Here is a 22,364-nt window from a genome sequence, read left to right as displayed (position 1 = left end):
CCCCCAACCCCCTCCCCGCAAGCGATGAGGGGGCTAAGAGTACTTCATATAATAATTGGAAATCGCTGTATCAGTTGTTAGTTATCAGTTATCGGGCTAGAAAATTGTGATAACTGTTCACTGTAATTGCTTGTTTCATTTCGCGGACGGCTCTTTCGATTCCTACTAATGCGGCTCGACTGATAATGGTATGACCAATGTTCAGTTCTTCCATTCCTGGTAGTGCAGCCACCGGATAAACGTTCCAGTAGGTGAGTCCATGACCTGCGTTGATGCGTAAGCCTGCTTTTATTGCTTGTTCACATCCTTGAGCTAATACCGCTAATTCTTGCTGGCGATGAGTTTCGTCTTTAGCCTCAGCGTACTGCCCGGTGTGCAGTTCAATAAATTGCGCTTTCACCTTGACAGATGCTTCAATTTGTGCTGGCTGTGCGTCGATAAATAAACTAACGGGAATACCAACGCTCTGCAATTTATCTACTATCTCACCTATTCTAGCAATTTGTCCGACAATATCTAATCCGCCTTCTGTTGTGACTTCTTCGCGCTTTTCGGGGACTAAGGTCACGTAATCGGGTTTGATATCGAGGGCGATCGCTAACATTTCGTCTGTAGCGGCCATTTCTAAATTGAGATGCGATCGCACTGTCTGCCGCAAGAGTAGCACATCTCTGTCTTGAATATGTCGCCGATCTTCCCGTAGATGCACTGTAATCCCATCTGCACCCGCTAATTCTGCTAGTACCGCCGCCGCTACGGGGTCTGGTTCCACTGTCCGCCGCGCTTGGCGAATGGTAGCGATGTGGTCAATGTTAACTCCCAGTGTAGGCACCCTTGTATCTCCCTATCTATAATCCCTAAGTCTTGATTTTAAAGGATTTTAGCGGCTGCTTGAGCAAATTTGAGTCAATGTAATTATAGTGGTGCGATCGCCTTTGGCGGGGCGTAGTCCATCGCCTAAATTACAAAGCCGGATTTAGAATAATATTTACACCCACTCTTTGAGGTCGATATGCTTTTAGAACTACAACAGATTATCGTCAAACCAGGACAAGAAATGTTGCTAAAAGATATTAGTTGGCAGCAGTTAGAGAATATTTTGGCAGAAATGGGAGAAAAACGGGCTGCACGCATTTCTTATAGTGATGGTTGGCTAGAAATTATGGTTCCTTTACCTGAACACGAAAAAGATAAAGAAATTGTTGGGGAGTTGGTAAGAATTTTATTAGACTACCTCCAAATTGATTTTGAACCTTTTGGTTCCACCACACTAAAAAATGAACAAATGCGGCAAGCAGTGGAACCAGATACTTGTTTTTATATTCAAAATCAAGCTGCTGTAATTGGGAGAAATCGTCTTGATTTAACTGTAGATCCACCACCAGATTTAGCAATTGAAATTGATATTACTTCCCGGACTCGATTTGATAATTATGAAATTTTGGGAGTTCCTGAACTTTGGCGATATACAAAAGAAGGTTTAGAAATTTCTGTAATACAGGAAGGAAAGTATATCAAAGTGCCATCTAGCCCTAATTTTCCTGATATCCCCATTGTGGAATTAATTAATGAGTATGTTCAGCAATGTTTAACTATTGGCAGAAGTCAAGCTATACGTAATTTTAGAACTTGGCTCAACAGTAATTTATAATAAATTTTTATTTATACATCTTAATTACAAATAAACTAATTCAAGGATTAATCCGCACAAACTCATACTTATCAATGCCTGATTTTTTTTGAATTTTGATTAATACAAAATCACCCTTGCGATCGCCCGATGGTTCAAATTTGATGTTTCCAACTGCACCACCATCAGCAGAAAAATTTGAGTTGCGTAGCACCTGTTGCAACTCAGAACGGGTGTTACTTTGTTGTAAGCCTTTGATAATTGCTTTAGTCGCGTCATAAGCTGTAGCCGTTCGCCAATTGACAATTCCACCCCAAAGGTTTAGAGCATTGTTTGCAAAGGGATTGTTTGGAAATGCCTGTGGATGCCAAGCTGCGGTCAGTACCATGCCATTAACATCGGCTTTTCCTTTTTCTAAGGTTTCGTTAGTGTACATAGTAGGGCTGCTGAATATCGGTAGCCCTCTTTGATTAGCAGCTTTTGCAAGCTTTATGGCATTAGAAATTCTATCTATATGTGGAGCTAAGAACAAGGCATTTGCTCCACTATTAATAGCTTCAGAAATTTTGACCTCGGCATTCAAGTTATCATCTGACAAATCACAATGTGTATTATTAATCGTGGCACGAGCCTCTACAACTGCTGTAACAAAGTGATCCCTAACAGAATCATTATCTAAATTTCTGAAATCACGACAAATAGCAATGTTACTTGTATCAACTGTTGTGATGATATAGTTAGCGAGTTTAACTGCTGATAAACGAATTCTGGGAATAGCACGAAATATATATGTGCCAGCATTAGAAAAGCCGTCGGAAAAGCCTGTCGGAGCAATCATGACTAATCCTCCAAGTTCATACTTTGGCGCAGCACGCAAGGAAGCATCGCTAGTGTTATGTCCTACTACAGCTAGGATGTTATTATCTTTGACAAATTGAGAAGCGATTCTTTCGGATTGAACTGGATCATTATTATCGTTAGCAATTTCTACGAGTAAAAGTTTACCTTGAATACCGTTATTATTGTTAACCTCATTTTGTGCTTGTGCTACACCACGCAGTAGCTCTTGTGCAACATCTGGATTACTACCAATGGGTACACTGACGGCTATTTTCAGCCTTTGTGTTTGCTGAAGCGCTTTGGCGTTATTTAAATAAATTAACGCTTCCGGGTCACTCCGATTAGTCCGATTAGCTTGGCGGTATAAATTTAACTTATTAATAGCAGTCTGACAATCACCCTTGGCCAATGCTTTAACTCCAGCCTGTTTATCTGGATTTGTATTTTGTGTCAATAAAATTTCTTCACCTACACTCATTTTATCACTGAAAGTATATGTATCTACAGCACAAGATTTAGGTACAGATGGACGTAAAAACATAGCAAATACAGTGCCGCCAATAATTGTTCCAATAATAATTCCCAATCCTGTATTCTTATTCAAGATATTGCTATTTAGGGAACTTGCAATATCTGAAGATACTGGAGTTTTATTAGTTTGTTGTTTAGCAATTATAGGAGCTTCAATTAGGGCGATCGCTTCATCGGTTAGTCCTAATACTTGTTGAAAACGTTTCAAGTCAGTGATAGCTTTATCACTGAGAGGAAATTTCAATTCAATTTCTTTACCTAAAGCCTGCTCATACCGAGACAATTTCTGTTGATAAATTTTGAAAGGTTCTAAAACTTGATTTTCAATTCCCTTAGCTTCCTCAGTTGTTAGTTGTAGCTTATTTCTTAGCTCCTCTAATGCAGAGCGACCTGTAGAAGAAATTTCACCGTTACCACCTTCTACCCAATACTCAACTTCTACACGATATTGTAAATGTGGGTGATCATTTGGTGCTTTGGCAAGATTAATTTTATAACCCTCTTTAATAGCATATATTTGCGGTTTCATTGCTGGCGATGCTTCTTGCACTTTTCTAGTAGCATATTCATGCAATTCATCAACACTTATCCAACCATCTTTATCTTTATCTGCTACACCAGTTCCCAAGCCTTCCACTACATAGCGGGTATAAATTGAGGTATCTGTCCCTGTATCTTCAAAAGAATATTCGGTTGAAGTCGAAGATGTCAGAATTGCCCGTCCTTCTCCGCCTAATTGATTCTTGACATCCACAAAACCATTATCTTTTGCTGACATTCCCTCCGCAAACGCGCCACTAAAGCAACAATCAAGAATCACTACCTCCCGTTTGGAGCGGCTATTACTCATGACATCATGCACAAAGCTAGCTGGTACTGTTGTGGCTTGAAGCAGTAAGCCGTTGTCAGTTTTACGGGTGTTACGAGTGGCAAAATACAGATGACCACGTTCGTCTTTGATACCGTGACCAGAAAAAAATAGCAGTATCAAGTCATCTTTTTGACGACCATTGCCATTAATACCCTTAAATAAAATTTCTATGGCTTCTGCCATTTCTTGTCTTTGAGGATTAACCAGCTTTTCTACATCAAAATTGCCAATTTCTGGGTGCTGTAAAACTCGCTCCATTGCCTCCACATCTTTTACTGCTGCTGGTAATGGGGGAAGACCACCTTCATATTCACTGACTCCGATTAGCAGTGCAAATTTCGCCATTTTGCGATTTTTCCTCTGTGATTTAATACCTCAGTTACCTGCAATAAACTTTTGCGCTTGTTCAATAGCAGTGATTAATTCTTGACTACTACTAGCCTTGATTTTCAGTTTTTTACCGTTAGCTTCGACTTCCAATTCAATGGTTTTGTTACCGAGGCGATCGCCTAGAAATCCCAGCAATTTCTTAGTATTGCCAATACTGACTTCAGCCCGTAAAACCCCCAGCAGAAAACCACCAACCGGCTTGCTGGCTTCAGGTATTTCTGTAACTGCTACGAGTCCTGCGCTTTCTACATCTAACTCTTTTATCTCTCGCAAGAGATTGTGCGTTTCCCGTTCTTGTTCCTCTGCATCTAAGTCAGGATTGGCAAGAGTGATCGTGAGTGTGACATTAGATTGAGAACTCATATTGTATATTTTTAGATTTTCTAGCAGTGAATAGTCTAGTATATTTTCTGAGTATACTTGTATAACATCCTAATTTATTAACTAATTTATGGTAAATTCTGTAATATTTTGACAAAACTTAGCCAAAAATCTGTAGAGATGCGATACGCCCTAACTTGAAGCACTGGTATAAAAGCGCAAAGCAAACCGCCAAAATACACTGGAAACCCAGAACAGGACTATAGCTAAAACTCCAGCACCTATAGACCAACTAATTTGACCCCGACCCAGCATCGCTTCTGCTGGTATAGTTGTTAAAAATGCCACAGGGACTACAAAGGTGAAGAAAAAGCGGTAAGCGGTGGGATAAGCTACCATAGGATATCTGCCAGCTTCTAACAAACCCCGTAAAACTTCAGTGGCATTGTATATTTTTACAAACCAAATGCTAGTTGCACCCAGCATAAACCACAAACTATAAAGAATTACCAAGCCGAATAACAATGGCACTGCACTCATCAGGTAATTATTGATTCCTAAACCTAAGCGGTTACCTGCATAGCCAATGACAATACTGCCAAAAACTAAATCTGGTACTCCCCAAGGTGACAAGGTATGAGTGGAAAGCCAAAACTGACTGCGGATAGGTTTGAGGAGGACAAAATCTAATGTCCCTTCCTGAACATGGCGAACAATGCGATTTAGGTTCGGCGCGAGAAAGGTAGCTGCAAAGCCTTGTAACAACGTGAAAATTCCCAAAACCAACAAAGCTGCAAACCATGACCAGCCCGGAAAGGTGTAGTCAGTACGGTAAAATAAGAATAATCCAAAAAGACTGCCGGCGAGATTACCCAAACTGCTGAGGGTAGCTATGAGAAAATTGAGGCGATACTCCATCTCAGCTGCGATCGCGGTACTCCAAAATATCCCTAATAGTTGCCAATATCTGCTCATTTTGCACCCTTAACCTCATATATTGCCAGCATAGCTAATCATTGGCAATCTTGGCCAGTGGATGAACTATTCAACCTAAAATGAAATTATCGTGCATAAATTAAATTTCCCAGATTAAATGATTAAACTCGACCAGTTTTTAAAGTTTATGGGTGTAACCTCAACTGGAGGACAAGCCAAACTGATAATTCTTGATGGTGGTGTCAAAGTCAATGGTACAGTTGAAACCCGACGCGGACGAAAATTAGTATTAGGCGACAAAGTAACAGTAGAAGGGCAAACTTTCGAGGTCGAACTATAATGTATCCCTTTCCTGCAAAAATCTGTCCTTAAAACCCTACCCGACCTGTAATATCGCCAAACTGCCCCTTTCCACTCACGGGTAGGGTTCGGGGTATGATGCTTAAGGCATCGAACTTGATATAAATTTTTTCATATAATCACTAATTACTTTTTATTTATTTTTAAATTTCAAAATCAGGTAATCGACTGCGATATTTGTGCCAAAACGTGACTAGCTTAGGGTTAAAAAACTAAATAGGAAAGTTAATTACCGCCTTTAGGGTTAGCCTGTCATCAGTGTGTTGTAGAAACTCGACAACTTTTGGTTGTATGGAGTGGTTGAACCCTTGATTTGCTGGCATTTTTGTCAAGAATATGCTCATTTGAATACATTCTGGATTTAGCAATTTATTGATGCTTTATATCTTGAGTTAGGCGAAGAAATTGCCCTAATTCAGATGGATCTAGCACGCGTTCATGTAACGAATAAATTTCGCTGAACAGAGAATTTAATTATGATCTGTCAACCCGCACATAGTCCAGAGATCAATTGCATTGAACGAGTTTGGTAAGCAGGAATAAACCAAACTATATTACAACTCGTAAATACTCCTGAAACCCTCACCAATGACTAATGACAAAGGACAAATGACGACCCTAGCCAGTTAACTTTATTTACGCCGACATACTTAATTTATTCAATACCAAGTTCAAGGCGAAGTTTTGACAACACTTGAATAATTACGAGAGCGCTGACAAGAAGGGAACTGAAAAATCACGCCAGAATAAATCTGCTGGTTTTTATCTGATAATTTCATTCTGGAAGCCCTATTCTAGGAAGCTGAATCTTAAATTGGTATTAGCATATTCTGATTAGTATAAAAACTCTATTTGGTAGTATTATTTTAAAGTTGGTATTGTTTTTGCGAAAAGATTTAAACTTAAAACTTTTTATGGTTAATACAGGTCGGGAGCCATTACCTTTACACGAACTTATTTCCCAGATATTAACACCGGAATCTTCCGTTCAGAAAGGAAGGGGACTGCTATCGGGATTGGGTAGTATGCAAGCACTCAATCAGCGCCTTGTTAATCAACCCTTACCCGATTTCATCAACGCGAGTTTGCGGGGAATTAGTCAGGTTATTTTCGTGAATAACCCTTTAAGTGGATTACTCATCCTCACGGCCATGTTTATTCAGTCTCCTTGGCTAGGAAGCATGACTCTACTTGGATCTGCCGCCGCAACGCTGACTGCAATCCTCGGCAAATCGAATCGAGGCGCGATTCAGAATGGCATATATGGGCTGAATGGAACGCTGATTGGGGCAGCACTGGCATTTTTTGGGGCGTTTGGGAATGGAGCCTGGAATCCTGTTTGGGCGATCGCTAACATTATCCTCTCTGGGTTAACGGTCGTGGTGATGGAGACAGTAGGAACGTGGTTTGCTACCCGGTTCAGAGTTGCGCCACTGGGCATACCATTCAATGGCGTAATCTTGACTTTTCTACTCTTGCTAGTATTTTTGCCTCAATCTCTCTTTGATCTTGGCCCGCCACCACCCCTTTTTTCCGACGGTGAGATTGACAGATTTCGCTTACTACAATCGCTACCAACCAGCTTGGGGCAAATCTTTTTTGTAGATCAGGTGATTTCAGTTTTGTTAGTCGTCTTAGGAATCGCCATTTCTACCCCAATTGGTGCATTAGTAGGATTACTTGGTTGTGGGATGTACTTACTAGCAGGATTGTTGCTGGGAATTAAACCAGACCAACTTTACACAGGCTTTTGGGGATATAATGCGGCTCTAACTGCAACAGCTATTGGGGGAGTATTTTACACACCAAACCGCCTGAGCATTACCATCGGAGCAATCTCCGCCTTCTTCGCCTCGATTGTCAGCATTCTCCTGTCTCCCTTGTTCTCGCTGCTGAAATTACCGGTTTTGTCTGTGCCTTTTGCCATTGTCACCATTGGCTGTCTTTTAGTATTGCAGCGATCGCTACCTTCCCTCGTGCCTGTGGTGCTACACACCGTTGCGAGTCCAGAGGAACATAGACAGAGATTTCTGATTGCCAAAGAAATTATTACCAGTTTCCGGCAACAACTCAGAGCCGCACTGAAAGGAGAAAAATGCAATATTTTGTTTGATCAGGCTTCTGAGGCGATTAAAGGCGATTTACGCTATATCTTTGATGCGATGGATTGCGATCGCAGTGGGTTTCTTTCCAAGGAAGAACTAGCAGATCACCTGCAACAAGCCGGAAAACTTGTTTCAGATCAGGAACTCACTTATCTGTTCAAGAGCATCGATAGAGATAATAATGGCACGATTGATTTTGAAGAACTTGGGGAATTGATGTTACGCCATCGACGGCTGATGTCAAAATACACAGAATTTGTTACCTACTTTTTGCCCATTGATGCTAATGAAGATGATGCCATTGGGATAGACGAGATGAATATAGCGATCGCTAGCGTCGGAGAACTGCCTTTGTCGAAAGATGAAATCATCTACCTACAAGAGAAAACAGAAGGACAGCCCTTGAGTTGGAACCAATTTATTGAACTGCTGCTGGTGCTGTAAACAGGACTGGAGATGAGTTTTGAAGTGGGGGAGAAATTGGCGATCGCCACCTGATTAATACTCTCTACTAAATTATTGAGAGAACAAATTAAATACATAACTCAGAGGCAAATTAACCTATGACAACTTAATTAAGCATACCCAAAATTATTCTCGATGCCGATCCAGGTGGAGATAATATTTTTGCCTTTCTGTGGCTTCTGAGTTTAGTAAAAAAACAATATGCTGAACTTGGCGCTGTGACTTCTGCTGATGGAAATGTTGCAGCTAAAATTGGTATTAGACATTTGGGATGCTTCCAACATACATTGATTTGTAATTAATGTCACAAATTAAGAATTTACGAATGTTCCATGTTGGACATTCAAAGCTTTTCATATATGTAATATGTTCTAAATAGCAAGCTAATTTACATTGTTCAAATATTTATTTGAAACATCTAAGCATTTTTGAAAGTTTATCTTAATTTTTTTGACAATTAGTAAAAAAATCTTTAAGCTAAGAGATAGGTTACACAAATCAAACAAAAAACAGCATTTTTGTTAGATAAATTAAAAATTGCTGTTGTAGATGATCGAAATGAACAAATAAATCGAATTGAATCATTGATGATAAATAGTAACTGCATCCTGTGAGGCTACAAATAGAGATGTAGCATTGCTATGTCTTGAAATTAACCGGATTTCGCCACGTATATCTGATAGCCTGCGTGGCGTAGCCATACAAACTCCGGTCAAATGTAAATAAGTGTAGCGGTGTACTGTCAATATTGACGATTGAGGTGCGATAGATATGTCCAGGAGAACACAATGCTTGAGTATCTGACATCCTTGAATGACCACAATCTGCCGTATCCAGATACGATGCACCCCATCGTTGTCCACTTCGTAATCGCGATGGTTTTGTTTGCATTCTTCTGCGATATACTAGGTTATTTTACTGGTAGAACTCATCTTTATGAAGTGAGTTGGTGGAATATGTGTGTGGCGACGATCGCTATCTTTGTGGCGATTATTTTTGGTCAATTTGAAGCAGGTTTAGCACAACCTTACGACTTAGTTAAATCAGTGTTGAATGTACATACATTAGTGGGTTGGTCGCTGTCTGGAATTATCGCTTCAATTACAGCTTGGCGCTATGTGATTCGTAGCCGCAACCCTTACAAATTGCCAATTCATTATATGTTAGCTGGGTTGTTTTTGACCCTGATTGTGGGCGTGCAAGTATATCTCGGAGATCAACTGGTTTGGGTTTATGGACTGCACACAGTACCAGTTGTTGAAGCAGTCAAGGAAGGTATCTTGCCATGAACTCTGAACTCATTGATCAATTAAGCTCACAATTGGGCGCAAATGGATTACCTTACTCAATTCCCATTCATCCCAACTTAGTCCATCTGACTTTGGGTTTGTTCATCATTGGGATTACCTTTGATATTGTCGGGATGCTGTTCCCCTCCCAAAAATGGTTCTTCAAGTTTTTGGCGATTCCTGTAGAACGTGCCAACTTCTTTGATGTGGGCTGGTACAACATGGTAGGCGCGACTATCATTACTATCTTCACTGTAGCAGCAGGTTTTTATGAAATGTTGCTAGCAACCCCACCTGCTGATGTGAAAAGTGCCTGGGGAATGCAAGCAATGGAAACAATGCTTTGGCACGGTGTCGGTGGCGTATTCTTACTAGCGCTGATTTGTGGCATGACCATTTGGAGAGGATGGCAGCGCTTTGTATGGAGTGAAGACGCAGACCAACAAGTGCAGTGGAGTTATCTGGCTACAGGTATGGCAGTGATGTTAATCCTGTATGTCCACGGCACACTAGGGGCGCAAATGGCGGCTGAGTTTGGCATACATAATACAGCAGATAGCTTGCTGCGCTTGGGCGAAGACCTCAACACAATGCTGAAATAACCAATGTTGGTCATTTTCAACTAATGACTCATGACTAACAACTAAATGACTAACAATTATGGAAGTGCGGAAGATTTTAAATATTTTCACCGTGTTTGTGGGTGCAATCATCGTGACTGTAATCAGTCTCTGGATAGGACAGCAGGCTTATACCTGGCTTCCCCCCCAAGCAGCAGCAGAGTCCGTGCTAATTGATGATTTGATTAGCTTCTTAGTAACTCTGGGTGCGTTCATCTTCTTGGGCGTAACCAGCACTCTGATGTATTCCATCATTTTCCATCGGGCGGAAAAGGGCGACTTCACAGATGGCCCCCACATTGAGGGTAATGTCACCTTAGAAGTTGTCTGGACAGCTATTCCTATTATGTTGGTGTTGTGGATTGCTAGCTATAGCTATCAAGTCTACGAACAAATGGGGATTCAAGGGCCAACGGAACTGGTACATTTGCATAATCCTGTGGGCATGGAATCAGCTTATGCAGCAGCAAAAGATCAACCAGTAGATGCCTTGGCGGAACCTGTAGAAAAAATTGACGTACTGGCTAAACAATGGGCGTGGGTGTTCCATTATCCTGAAACCAATATTACTAGTACAGAGTTGCATTTACCAAGCGATCGCCGGGTACGTTTAGCACTAACATCAGAAGATGTGCTGCATGGCTTCTATATTCCTGCATTCCGCCTCAAGCAAGATATCGTTCCCAACCACACCATTGACTTTGAATTTACCCCCATCCGTGCGGGACAGTATCGGTTAACCGACTCCCAATATAGCGGTACATACTTTGCGACCATGCAAGCCAATGTAGTCGTGGAATCTCCCGAAGATTACCACCAATGGCTATCCCACGCTGCAACCCAACAACCCACAGCAGCACACAATCAAGCAGCCTCCGAGTATGCCCAAGCAGCTAGTCAGTCAGTCAAAACTGGTTGGACTACCGTCGCCCCTGCGGCATCTCCTGTAGTCAATTATCCTGGTTAAAAGGAAACTCACCGATGACAAATATCCCTCTCGCAGGCATCAGTCACCCTGGTGAGAACCCAGGTGGCTGGAAGCAATACTTCAGCTTTAGCACCGACCACAAGGTAATTGGTATACAGTACCTTGTCACCTCATTTATCTTCTTTCTCGTCGGCGGTATGTTCGCAATGGTAATTCGGGGAGAACTAATTACACCCGAATCAGACCTAGTTGACCGGACAGTATATAACGGAATGTTCACCATGCACGGCACTATCATGCTGTTTTTGTGGACATTTCCCTCCCTAGTCGGCTTTGCCAACTATCTAGTCCCGCTAATGATTGGGGCGCGAGATATGGCATTTCCCCGACTCAATGCTGTGGCCTTTTGGATGGTGCCGGTCGTCGGAACACTGTTAATGGCCAGTTTCTTAGTCCCTGGTGGCCCAGCCCAAGCCGGTTGGTGGTCTTACCCACCAGTTAGTCTGCAAAACCCCACCGGTAACTTGATTAATGGTCAAGTGCTGTGGTTACTAGCAGTAGCCATATCCGGCGTATCCTCAATTATGGGGGCAGTAAACTTTGTCACCACCATTGTGAAAATGCGCGCCCCAGGTATGGGCTTCTTTCGGATGCCTTTATTTGTCTGGGCAGTATTTAGCGCCCAAATTATCCAATTATTTGGATTACCAGCACTTACAGCAGGTGCAGTCATGCTGTTACTAGACCTGACAGCTGGTACTGCCTTTTTCAACCCCAGCCACGGGGGTAATCCAGTCATGTTTCAGCATTACTTCTGGTTTTACTCCCACCCTGCCGTTTACGTGATCATTCTGCCCATCTTTGGGATTTTCTCAGAAATATTCCCTGTCTACTCCCGCAAACCATTGTTTGGCTACAAAGTAGTTGCCATTTCCTCAATGTTAATTGCCGTAGTCAGTGGTATTGTCTGGGTACACCATATGTATGTCAGTGGTACACCAGGCTGGATGCGGTTGATATTCATGCTGACCACCATGTTTGTATCCGTACCGACAGGCATTAAAGTATTTGCCTGGGTAGCCACCATTTGGGGCGGTAAACTGCGGCTAGATACAGCCATGCTGTTTTCCCTGGGTGCTTTAGTAATGTTCGTCTTTGCAGGCATCACAGGCATTATGCTGTCCTCAGTACCTGTAGACGTTCACGTAAATAATACATACTTTGTCGTCGGTCACTTTCACTACGTTCTTTTTGGCACAGTCACGATGGGCTTATATTCTGCCATCTACCACTGGTTCCCCAAAATGACCGGACGGATGTACTACGAAGGCTGGGGTAAACTACACTTTTGGTTAACATTCATTGGCACTAACCTCAACTTTCTGCCCATGCACCCATTAGGATTGCAAGGAATGTTACGCCGAGTTTCCTCCTACGCCCCAGAATACGAATTTTGGAACATTATCGCTAGCCTGGGCGGATTTCTCTTAGGAATGTCTACCTTACCCTTCATTTTCAACATGGTAGTTTCCTGGATGCAAGGCGAAAAAGCCCCCGATAATCCCTGGCACGCCATTGGACTAGAGTGGATGGTTTCCTCACCCCCCCCAGTGGAAAACTTTGAACAAATTCCCATCATCATCTCCGAACCCTACGGCTACGGTAAAACAGAACCCTTAACAGCCAACAATCCCGCATTAAAAAACGCAGACTAAACTTCCTTCGCGCACCTACCCTGCGGGAACGCCTAACGGCGTATGCGCTTCCCTCCGCGTTCCTCTGCGTTTAAAAAAGGAGAATTCCCCTCAATGGACAGTTCCATCAACCCAGACGAATTACAACTACCTCACCATAACTCAGGCGTTGAACACGAACACGACGAAGAAGGCAACAAAATGTTTGGCTTCATCGTGTTCCTCCTCTCAGAAAGCGTCATCTTCCTGAGTTTCTTCGCCGGATATATCGTCTACAAAACCACAACTCCCAACTGGCTACCAGCCGGAGTTTCAGGACTAGAAATCACAGAACCTGCAATCAACACAGTTATTCTGGTTTCCAGTAGCTTCGTGATTTACTTAGCAGAACGCGCCCTGCAAAACCACAATTTAAAGCAATTTCGCCTGTATCTCGCCGCCACTATGGCAATGGGTAGCTACTTTTTAGTGGGACAAGGTATTGAATGGAGTAACCTAGAATTTGGCTTCACTTCCGGGGTATACGGTGGGATGTTCTACCTGCTAACTGGTTTTCACGGTTTGCACGTTTTCACCGGTATTCTGTTGCAGTTAATTATTTTTGTGCGTTCTTTTTTCCCTGGGAACTACGAGTCAGGTCACTTTGGCGTGAATGCGACTTCGTTATTTTGGCATTTTGTAGATGTGATTTGGATTGTTTTGTTTATTCTCATTTATATTTGGCAATAAGCCCTTGGGGATGCTTCACTGAAGTGGGTGGTGTCCCCAATTTTTTAACTAATAGCACCAATGAGTGATCAAGATCATTTGTGCTGTGTGACGGTGAACATCACCTTAATTCCTTTTCTAGTTTTTCAAGGGATAACCTATGTTTAAGACTACATTTTTTGGCAAAAGTATTGATCTAGGAAAGAGAATTGCGGTACTAGTTTGGGAATAATAAATTCATAAATTGGCAAAATTTATTGGTAAGGACATGATCCCAGAGAGCATTGCCGGATATCACTTCAGAGAACAAATCTATAATGGTTCTAGAACCCTGGTTTATCGAGGGGAACGACTGGTTGACTCGTTACCTGTGGTGATTAAACTGCTGAAAAATCCTCATCCCAGTTTCAGCGAACTGGTGCAATTTCGCAATCAGTACACGATCGCTAAAAATCTTCACTCACCCCTAATTATCCAAACCTATAGCCTAGAACCTTACCAAAATGGTTACGCTTTGGTCATGGAATATTTTCCGGGAATCTCTTTGAAGGATTATTTAAATTCTGTAGAAATATTATATCCAGAGTCTCTAGAAGAATTTTTGCTGATAGCGATCGCTCTTGGCAACGCCTTAGAAATACTATATCGCGATCGCATTATTCATAAAGATATCAAACCCAGCAATATTTTAATTAATCCAGATACACAAAAAATTAAATTAATTGACTTTAGTATTGCATCCTTACTACCAAGGGAAACTCAAACTTTGACGAATCCCAATGTATTAGAAGGTACACTTGCTTATATTTCCCCAGAACAAACCGGAAGAATGAATCGGGGAATTGACTACCGGACTGATTTTTATTCTTTAGGTGTCACCTTCTATGAGTTACTGACAGGAGAGTTACCTTTTCAATCAGATGACCCAATGGAGTTGCTACATTGTCATATTGCTAAAGCAGCACCATTAGTCCATGAAATCAACCCCCAAATCCCCCCTGTGCTTTCAGAAATTGTTAGCAAATTAATGGCAAAAAATGCCGAAGACCGCTATCAAAGTGCATTGGGACTGAAATATGATTTAGAAACTTGTTTACATCAGCTAGAAGAAACTGGTGAAATTAAGACTTTTGAGCTTGGGCAACAAGATGTGTGCGATCTGTTTCTCATCCCCGATAAACTCTATGGACGGGAAGCAGAAATAGAAACCCTACTGCAAGCATTTGAAAGAGTCAGTCTTGGAGCTACAGAAATGATGCTAGTAGCTGGATTTTCAGGTATTGGGAAAACTGCGGTTATCAACGAAGTTCATAAACCAATTGTGCAGCAACGGGGTTATTTTATTAAAGGAAAATATGACCAATATCAAAAGAATATTCCTTTCAGTGCATTTGTGCAAGTATTTCGGGATTTAATGGGACAATTGTTAACAGAAAGTGATACTCAAATCCAGCAATGGAAAAGTAAGATTTTAGCAGCTGTTGGGGAAAGTGGACAGGTGATTATCGAAGTCATCCCCGAATTATCGAGAATTATTGGTCAACAACCGCCTGCTGTGGAATTATCAGGAAGAGCAGCACAAAATAGATTTAATTTATTGTTCCAAAAGTTTAGCCAAGTCTTTACTACTCCTGAACATCCTTTAGTGATATTCTTGGATGATTTACAATGGGCTGATTCGGCATCTTTACATTTAATGCAGTTACTGATTAGTCAATCAGTAAGGGGATATTTATTATTAATTGGTGCTTATCGAGATAATGAAGTTTATCCTGCCCATCCTTTGCTCTTAACTTTGGCAGAGATGCAAAAAGCTCAGGCTAAGATTAACACAATTACATTAGCTCCTTTGAGTAACACAAGTTTAAATCAATTGGTGTGTGATACCCTAAATTGTCCTCTAGAAGTTGCTCAACCATTAACTGATATTATTTATCAAAATACTCAAGGTAATCCGTTTTTTAGTAGACAATTTTTCAAAGCTCTCTATGAAGAAAAATTAATTGTTTTTAATATTGCCAAAAATTACTGGCAATGTGATATTACAGTGATTAAAGGCTTAAGTATTACTGATGATGTGGTGGAATTTATGTCCTTGCAGTTGCAGAAGTTGCCCGCAAGGACGCGGAATGTTTTGAAACTTGCAGCTTGTATTGGTAATCAATTTGATTTAGCCACTTTAGTAATTGTTTCTAGACAGTCAGAAATTGAAACTGCATCAGATTTATGGAGAGCATTACAAGAAGGTTTCATCCTACCTGAAAGTGAAGTTTATAAGTTTTATGTTGGACGAGAAACGTCAGATGTAGAAAAAAGTTCACAGATATTTAAGTATAAATTTCTCCATGACCGTGTGCAACAAGCTGCCTATTTTTTAATTCCTGAAGCCGAAAAACAAGTTACTCACCTGAGAATTGGGCAGTTACTTCTAGAAAAAACCCCAGCAACACAAAGAGAAGATAAGATTTTTGAGATTATTAACCAATTGAATGCTGGAAGCAGCTTAATTGTTCAGCAAACAGAACGCCATGAATTAGCGCAGTTAAATTTAATAGCTGGTAAAAAAGCTACGGCTGCAACTGCGTATGCGGCTGCGTTAAGATATTTCAATTTAGGAATAGAAATTTTAGCTGCTGATAGTTGGCATCATCAGTATGATTTAACTCTAGCTCTATATATAAAAGCAACTGAAGCGGCTTATCTCAGCACTAATTTTGAAGAAATTGATAAATTTGCAGAAGAGGTAATAAGATACGCTAAAACTTTCCTGGAAAAAGTAAAAGTTTATGAAATTAAAATTTTATCATATGCAGCACAAAACAATCTCCAAGAATCGGCGGATATAGCGCTACAAATTTTGGCTCTGTTAGGAGTAAATTTTCCAGAAAAGCCCACCCAAGTTGATATTGAGCGGAGTTTAGCGGAAACAGCAACTAATTTACAGGAAATAGATATAGAAGATTTAATTGCTTTGCCAGAGATGATTGATCCGGAAAAGTTGGCAGCTATGGAGATATTAACGAGTTTAGCACCTGTAAGCTTTAAAACTTATCCCAGTTTATATCCATTAGTCATATTTACTAAAATAAATCTTTGTCTTCAATACGGTAATAATCCTCTTTCTCCATTTGCTTATGTGAGTTATGGGCTACTTTTATGTGGTGTGGTTCAAGATATTGATTCTGGGTATAAATTTGGTAAATTAGCTGAAAAAATGCTAGTAAAATTAAATATTAAAAACCTGGATGCCAAAATTTATACTATAAATTCGGCTTATATCAACTGTTGGAAAGAGCATCTAAATCTGACAGTATCTATGTTGCCGTTGGGATATCAAAAGGGCTTAGAGGCTGGAGATTTAGAATTTGCCGGTTACTCTGCATTTTTTCAAGGCTCTCATTCCTTCTATATGGGAAAGGAACTAGGAGAAACAGAAAGAACTCTTGCCAGTTATAGCAATGCTATTCATAAACTCAGGCAAGAAAATACTTTTAGTTGGAATGAAATGTATCGGCAGTTAGTGTTGAATTTGCTAGGTAGGTCTTCTGAAGTTTGCTCTTTGAAAGGTGAAGCCTACAATGAGGAGCTATTGCTACCAATTATTACTCTAGCTAATGACCGATTAGGAATGCATATATTTTATGCAAATAAACTTATTTTATGTTATTTATTTCAAGAGTACTCTTTGGCTTGGGAAAATACTCAAAAAGCAGCAGAATATTTAGATGGAGTCACAGGAATGTTTGCTGTTCCCGTATTCCATTTTTATGATTCTTTAGCTCGGTTAAGTTGTGTGATGGAAGTTATCACATCTGATCGAGATATGCTGCTGAATCAGGTAACTGCCAATCAGGAAAAGATGAAAAAGTGGGCAAGTTATGCCCCAATGAATTTTTTACACAAATACTATTTGGTTGAGGCTGAATATTATCGTGTCGTGGGTGAAAAAGCAGAGGCTATAGATTTTTATGATCGTTCTATTTTGCTGGCTAAAGAAAACGAATACATCCACGAAGAAGCCCTTGGTAATGAACTAGCAGCGAAGTTTTATTTAGCATGGGGTAAACCAAAAGTGGCTCAAGCATATATGCAAGAAGCTTACTACTGCTATACCTGTTGGGGAGCCAAAGCTAAAGTTGCAGATTTAGAAAGACGTTATCCCCAACTGCTGGCTCCCATCCTGGAGCGAATCCCTTCTCGAGTCTCTACCTATGAAACCGTCTTTCCATTGGGGACTGTTACCCAGAGCAGTTCCTCTACGAGCAGTATTACCAGTGTATCCGTTGCTCTAGATTTAGCTGCGATTCTCAAAGCTTCTCAAGCCATCTCCGGGGAAATTGAATTTGAAAACCTGCTTTCATCGTTGCTGCATATTGTGATCGAAAATGCGGGAGCTAATAAGTGTGTGTTAATGCTGATGGAGTCAGGTAATCTGCTGATTCGAGCATTAGCGGAGGTGGGGCTAAAGAACAAGGGAAATAGCAAAATTGATTTTTTTCCGATGCTGACGAATTTACAGCCTGTGGAAGAGTCACAGAATGTACCACTTGCCTTAATTAATACTGTTAAACGCAGTTTACAAGCGGAGGTGATTGTTGATGCTACGGTACATCCTCAATTAATTAATGATGCTTACATTCAGCAATATCAGCCTAAGAGTATTTTGTGTAGTCCAATTTTACATCAAGGTAAGTTGGTGGGGTTGTTGTACTTAGAAAATAATTTAGCAACTGGAGCCTTTACAAGCGATCGCGTTGAGCTGCTGAATTTACTTTGCGCGCAAGTGGCAATTTCTTTAGAAAACGCCCGATTGTATGCCCAAGAACAGGAAAAATCCCAGTCATTACAAGCATCTCTCGAACAATTAAAACAGACCAAAGCATCTCTAGCTAAAGAACGAGAGTTTTTAAATGCAATCATTCACAATATTACAGATGGGATTGTTGTTTGTGATGCTAGTAGCAAATTGACCCTATTTAATAAAGCCACTCGTGAGTTTCATGGCTTACCAGTAGAATCATTAGCAGCAGAAGAATGGAGCCAATACTTCGATCTCTATCAACCTGATGGTGAAACACCCCTATCAACCAGGGAAATTCCTCTGTTTCGCGCCTTGCAAGGGGAAATAGTCGAAAATGCCGAAATGGTCATTGCACCTAAGCATGGTGTCACCAGAATTTTGTTAGCCAGTGGACAAGCAATTTTTGATTCTGAGGGGAACAAAGTCGGTGCGGTAGTTGTGATGCGAGATATTAGCGATCGCAAACAAGCAGAACTGGCCTTGCAACAAAAATCACAAGATTTAGCACAAGCGCTAACTAATCTACAAAACGCCCAATTACAAATGGTCCAAAGTGAAAAAATGTCAGCACTGGGCAATTTAATTGCTGGGATAGCTCACGAAATGAATAATCCCCTTGGTTTTATTGCCGCCAGTCTCAAACAAGCTAAACCCACTCTGGCTGATATTGTTGAACACTTAAAACTTTATCAAGAAATTGTACCAAACAAAAGTCCAGAAATTCTTGACCATGCGTCAGAAATTGACTTGGATTATACCTTGGAAGACTTGCCCAAAATTATTGATTCTATGTCTATGGCCTGCGACAGGCTGAAAAATATCAGTACCAGTCTCCGCACTTTCTCCCGTGCTGATAGAGATTACAAAGTGCAGTTTCATATCCACCAAGGAATTGATAGCACGATTTTAATTTTGAAACATCGTCTCAAGGCCAATCAAAAACGTCCAGACATTGAAGTAGTCATAAACTATGGTAATCTCCCCCCAATTGAATGTTTCCCTGGACAACTCAATCAGGTATTTATGAATATTATCGCCAATGCCATTGATGCTTTAGATGAATTAACTTCTGGGCGGAGTTTAGCAGAAATACAAGCAAATCCTAACCGAATTATCATTACAACCTCAGTAGAAAATAATTTAGTCAAAATTGCCATTGCTGATAATGGTCAGGGAATGAATGCTGAAGTTAAACAACAGGTTTTTGACCATTTATTTACGACTAAAGCGGTTGGTAAAGGCACAGGATTAGGAATGGCGATCGCCCGTCAAATTATCGTAGAAAAACACAACGGTTCACTATCAGTAAATTCTACCCTCGGTGAGGGAACTGAATTTGTGATTACCTTACCGATTCTGGCTTAAAGTCTGTGTTACAGCAGTTCCCGGTATTATAAGGTACAGATATTAATGATAAAACTCTTGTGGTGCGGGCATCTTGCCCGCTATGTGTACCTCATAGCAGAAGGAAGTGCTGTCATAGAGTGCTTACACATTTCAACACATCTCACCCCAGCGATACCACTGACGAAAATTAGCTCCAGCACTTACAGCCAAACCAATTTGATGCTGTGAAGATAGCTCATCGTAACCGCCTTCGTTAGCGCCAATATAATACATCCGGAAACTCCCATCATCCATTGGCACTACACAAGGTGTACCCACTGCTCGTGCATCCCAATAACCAGAACCCTTTTCAGCATGGGAAAAAACGGGGATATCTGTATCTTTTTGCCAATGAATACCATCATTAGAAATCGCCAAACCAATGGAGTGATAACCACTGTTGTTGACACCTTCATAAAACATTAAATATTGCCCATTAATTTTCAGGACATGACGAGTACCAATACCCCTTTCATCAAAACTCCCAGACTCGCCCCCCCCTAAAATCTGACCAACTTTTTCCCAACGCAAACCATCGGTTGATACTGCTAAACCGACTAAAAAACCTTTGTCTGGATTCAGGGTGTGGTAGTATAATTTCCAAGTGCCATCATCATCACGCAGCACTTGCGGCCAGGCACAGAACATGGCATCAAATTCGCCGTCTTTACCTACATCAAGAATTGCCCCTTGGTAAGCACCTTCCAGTCGCACCCAATTGATCCCATCACGGGAAATAGCACAGCCAGGGCGCATCTGTAACCCTTTACCTGGAAATTTACCGATATCGATAACTGTGTGGTTACCGCCAAAGTACCACATCCAATAAAGACCATCGTGAAAGTTGACATTACTGACACCAACATGGGCGGAATCAAAGCGGTTAGTATCTGGGTGAGGTTCCAATACAGATCCCATTGTCAGTGATCCTTTGACTCGTTGCCAATTCACTCCGTCTGGGGAAATGGCTAAACCACACCGCCCAGTTGGTAAGTTAATTTGTCGATCAAAAGCAGCATCCCGACCGTAATACCACATTTTCCAGGTTCCATCGGGACAGCGCATAACCTGTGGTGCAGACACTCTCTCTGAGTCCCACCAGCCTTCTGTTCCTGGTGCTAAGACTAGACCGGGTTGATTGATTGGTGTTGTTTTTTCGCTCATGAAGTTGGAAGATAAGTTAATTAATTAAACGAACCACAGAGGCACAGAGAACACAGAGACATGAGGAAGAGAGAGGTTTATTTTGTTCTGTTCATTTCTGCTTTCTATATTATTTGTTGTTAATTTTTAAGAGTAATTTACCACAGATGGTTGATAGTTGTAGAGCCATTCTTCAAACTCAGCATCACTCACCTGTGCTTGCTGCATCATTTTACTCAGATAGGTTTCGCTATCAGCTTTATATGCACGCTTCGCCCCAATTGCGTTACGAATCTGGATAATTTGGGTGCGGGGTTTACGACTATTTTCATAATTAGCTAGGGCTGTTTCAATGCTGGAAGCATGACGAAGGCATTGGGCAAGTTCCCAGGCATCTTCAAAGGCTGTATTCGCTCCCTGCCCTAGTAATGGTACCATTGGATGGGCGGCATCACCTAAGAGCGTTACTCTGCCTTGACTCCAATTTTCTAGGGGTGGTCTGTCACATATCGGGCGTTCTACAATGTCTTCAGCCTCTGTTGCTGCTAATATTTCCTGTACTGGTTCTGCCCAACCAGAAAACTTTTCTTGGATACGAGACTTAATATCAGCAGGATTTTGGGCAAGAAATCCGTCTGGACAGAGGGAAGCTGCACTCCAAAATACATATCCGCCTCCCAAGTCGAAGAACCCAAAAATTTTGCCGTCGGATGCTGTCATGGACATGACTTCATGAGGAAGCAGTTTGGGATGACTGTATTTGAGAACAGCTCGCCAAGACATCCGACCAGCATAATCAGGTTCTCCGTCACCAATCAATGTCTGCCTAACTACAGAGTTTAAGCCATCAGCCCCAATTAACACATCTGCCTGCACGGTTTTTCCGCCTTCAAAGCAGACTTGGACTCTTTGCTCATTTTGCTCAAAACCTATGCACCTATGGTCAAGGTGGATGGCTTCAGGCGGCAGTTGAGAAGCGAAGATTTCTTGGAGACGCGACCACCGAATTTGTAACATCGGTTGACCGTATTTTTCCTGTAGTGTGACTGATTTCTGCCCAATCAATTCGCCGTTGCTTTTGTGCAATTTCAGCGTTTGAGTTTGGCTACCCGCAGCTTTTAATAACTCAGTGATTCCAGGTGCGTTAGCGTAGCTTATCGTAGATATCGCCTCAAGACTATGTAAACCATTTGGCACAAGACTCAAACCAGCACCCACTGGACGCAAAAGACGCGCTTTTTCGTATACTTGGGCATTGATGCCTTGTTTACGGAGTGCGATCGCCACGGATAAACCACCTAGTCCCGCACCGATAATTGCTACTTTATTAACCATGCTTTAAGTAT

15 protein-coding genes are annotated in these 22,364 nt (G+C 41.3%); 9 read left to right on the top strand and 6 right to left on the bottom strand.

All coding sequences use genetic code 11. From position 1 onward, the window contains the following. Window positions 1-88: 88 nt before the first annotated feature. Window positions 89-832: a pyridoxine 5'-phosphate synthase gene (locus tag AACX33_RS18420; RefSeq protein WP_194003196.1), complete on the bottom strand. Its 744-nt coding sequence runs from the start codon at window positions 830-832 to the stop codon at window positions 89-91. A gap of 180 nt (window positions 833-1,012) precedes the next feature. Here AACX33_RS18420 and AACX33_RS18415 point away from each other — a divergent pair, with 180 nt between their 5' ends. After that, window positions 1,013-1,651 carry a Uma2 family endonuclease gene (locus AACX33_RS18415; protein ID WP_194003198.1) on the top strand — a complete coding sequence of 213 codons (639 nt, stop codon included), beginning with the start codon at window positions 1,013-1,015 and terminating at the stop codon, window positions 1,649-1,651. A 40-nt stretch (window positions 1,652-1,691) separates the two neighbouring features. Here the strand turns inward: AACX33_RS18415 and AACX33_RS18410 are convergent, their stop codons facing one another. The 3 genes from AACX33_RS18410 to AACX33_RS18400 all read right to left on the bottom strand — a co-directional run bounded on the left by AACX33_RS18410 (window position 1,692) and on the right by AACX33_RS18400 (window position 5,558). Then, window positions 1,692-4,217, bottom strand: a complete 2,526-nt coding sequence (locus AACX33_RS18410) for a caspase, EACC1-associated type (RefSeq protein WP_194003201.1) — start codon at window positions 4,215-4,217, stop codon at window positions 1,692-1,694. A 30-nt stretch (window positions 4,218-4,247) separates the two neighbouring features. Then, complete coding sequence (locus AACX33_RS18405; protein ID WP_194003203.1) at window positions 4,248-4,625, bottom strand: hypothetical protein; 378 nt, start codon at window positions 4,623-4,625, stop codon at window positions 4,248-4,250. A gap of 150 nt (window positions 4,626-4,775) precedes the next feature. Continuing rightward, window positions 4,776-5,558, bottom strand: coding sequence for an ABC transporter permease (locus tag AACX33_RS18400; RefSeq protein ID WP_194003205.1), 783 nt, complete (start codon window positions 5,556-5,558; stop codon window positions 4,776-4,778). A 118-nt stretch (window positions 5,559-5,676) separates the two neighbouring features. Here AACX33_RS18400 and AACX33_RS18395 point away from each other — a divergent pair, with 118 nt between their 5' ends. The 8 genes from AACX33_RS18395 to AACX33_RS18360 all read left to right on the top strand — a co-directional run bounded on the left by AACX33_RS18395 (window position 5,677) and on the right by AACX33_RS18360 (window position 19,854). Next, on the top strand, window positions 5,677-5,859 hold the full coding sequence (locus tag AACX33_RS18395) for an RNA-binding S4 domain-containing protein (protein ID WP_194003207.1): 183 nt from the start codon (window positions 5,677-5,679) through the stop codon (window positions 5,857-5,859). Window positions 5,860-6,793: 934 nt separating this feature from the next. Further along, complete coding sequence (locus AACX33_RS18390) at window positions 6,794-8,428, top strand: urea transporter (RefSeq protein ID WP_194003209.1); 1,635 nt, start codon at window positions 6,794-6,796, stop codon at window positions 8,426-8,428. 809 nt (window positions 8,429-9,237) lie between these two features. Beyond that, a complete protein-coding gene (locus AACX33_RS18385) occupies window positions 9,238-9,738 on the top strand; it encodes a DUF2231 domain-containing protein (protein WP_194003211.1) in 501 nt (166 codons plus the stop codon). After that, the gene (locus AACX33_RS18380) at window positions 9,735-10,340 is read left to right on the top strand and encodes a DUF2231 domain-containing protein (RefSeq protein ID WP_194003213.1); all 606 of its coding nucleotides are present in this window, start codon (window positions 9,735-9,737) and stop codon (window positions 10,338-10,340) included. The genes AACX33_RS18385 and AACX33_RS18380 overlap by 4 nt, the downstream gene beginning before the upstream one ends. 58 nt (window positions 10,341-10,398) lie before the next feature. Continuing rightward, complete coding sequence (locus AACX33_RS18375; protein WP_194003215.1) at window positions 10,399-11,325, top strand: cytochrome c oxidase subunit II; 927 nt, start codon at window positions 10,399-10,401, stop codon at window positions 11,323-11,325. Between the two features lie 14 nt (window positions 11,326-11,339). Beyond that, window positions 11,340-13,001, top strand: coding sequence for a cytochrome c oxidase subunit I (locus AACX33_RS18370; RefSeq protein WP_194003217.1), 1,662 nt, complete (start codon window positions 11,340-11,342; stop codon window positions 12,999-13,001). Window positions 13,002-13,094: 93 nt separating this feature from the next. Beyond that, complete coding sequence (locus AACX33_RS18365; protein ID WP_194003219.1) at window positions 13,095-13,709, top strand: cytochrome c oxidase subunit 3; 615 nt, start codon at window positions 13,095-13,097, stop codon at window positions 13,707-13,709. A gap of 247 nt (window positions 13,710-13,956) precedes the next feature. Next, window positions 13,957-19,854, top strand: coding sequence for a trifunctional serine/threonine-protein kinase/ATP-binding protein/sensor histidine kinase (locus tag AACX33_RS18360; protein WP_194003263.1), 5,898 nt, complete (start codon window positions 13,957-13,959; stop codon window positions 19,852-19,854). A gap of 132 nt (window positions 19,855-19,986) precedes the next feature. Here AACX33_RS18360 and AACX33_RS18355 read toward each other — a convergent pair whose 3' ends face one another. Both AACX33_RS18355 and AACX33_RS18350 read right to left on the bottom strand, forming a co-directional pair. Continuing rightward, window positions 19,987-21,039 (bottom strand): glycosyl hydrolase, encoded by a 1,053-nt coding sequence (locus AACX33_RS18355; RefSeq protein ID WP_194003221.1) that lies wholly within the window; start codon window positions 21,037-21,039, stop codon window positions 19,987-19,989. 126 nt (window positions 21,040-21,165) lie between these two features. Then, window positions 21,166-22,353 carry an FAD-dependent oxidoreductase gene (locus tag AACX33_RS18350; RefSeq protein WP_194003223.1) on the bottom strand — a complete coding sequence of 396 codons (1,188 nt, stop codon included), beginning with the start codon at window positions 22,351-22,353 and terminating at the stop codon, window positions 21,166-21,168. Window positions 22,354-22,364 lie beyond the last annotated feature (11 nt).

This window comes from Nodularia sp. LEGE 04288 (assembly GCF_963896525.1).
In the GTDB taxonomy this organism is placed as follows: Bacteria; Cyanobacteriota; Cyanobacteriia; order Cyanobacteriales; family Nostocaceae; genus Nodularia.
This window is presented reverse-complemented; position numbering and strand designations above follow the sequence as displayed.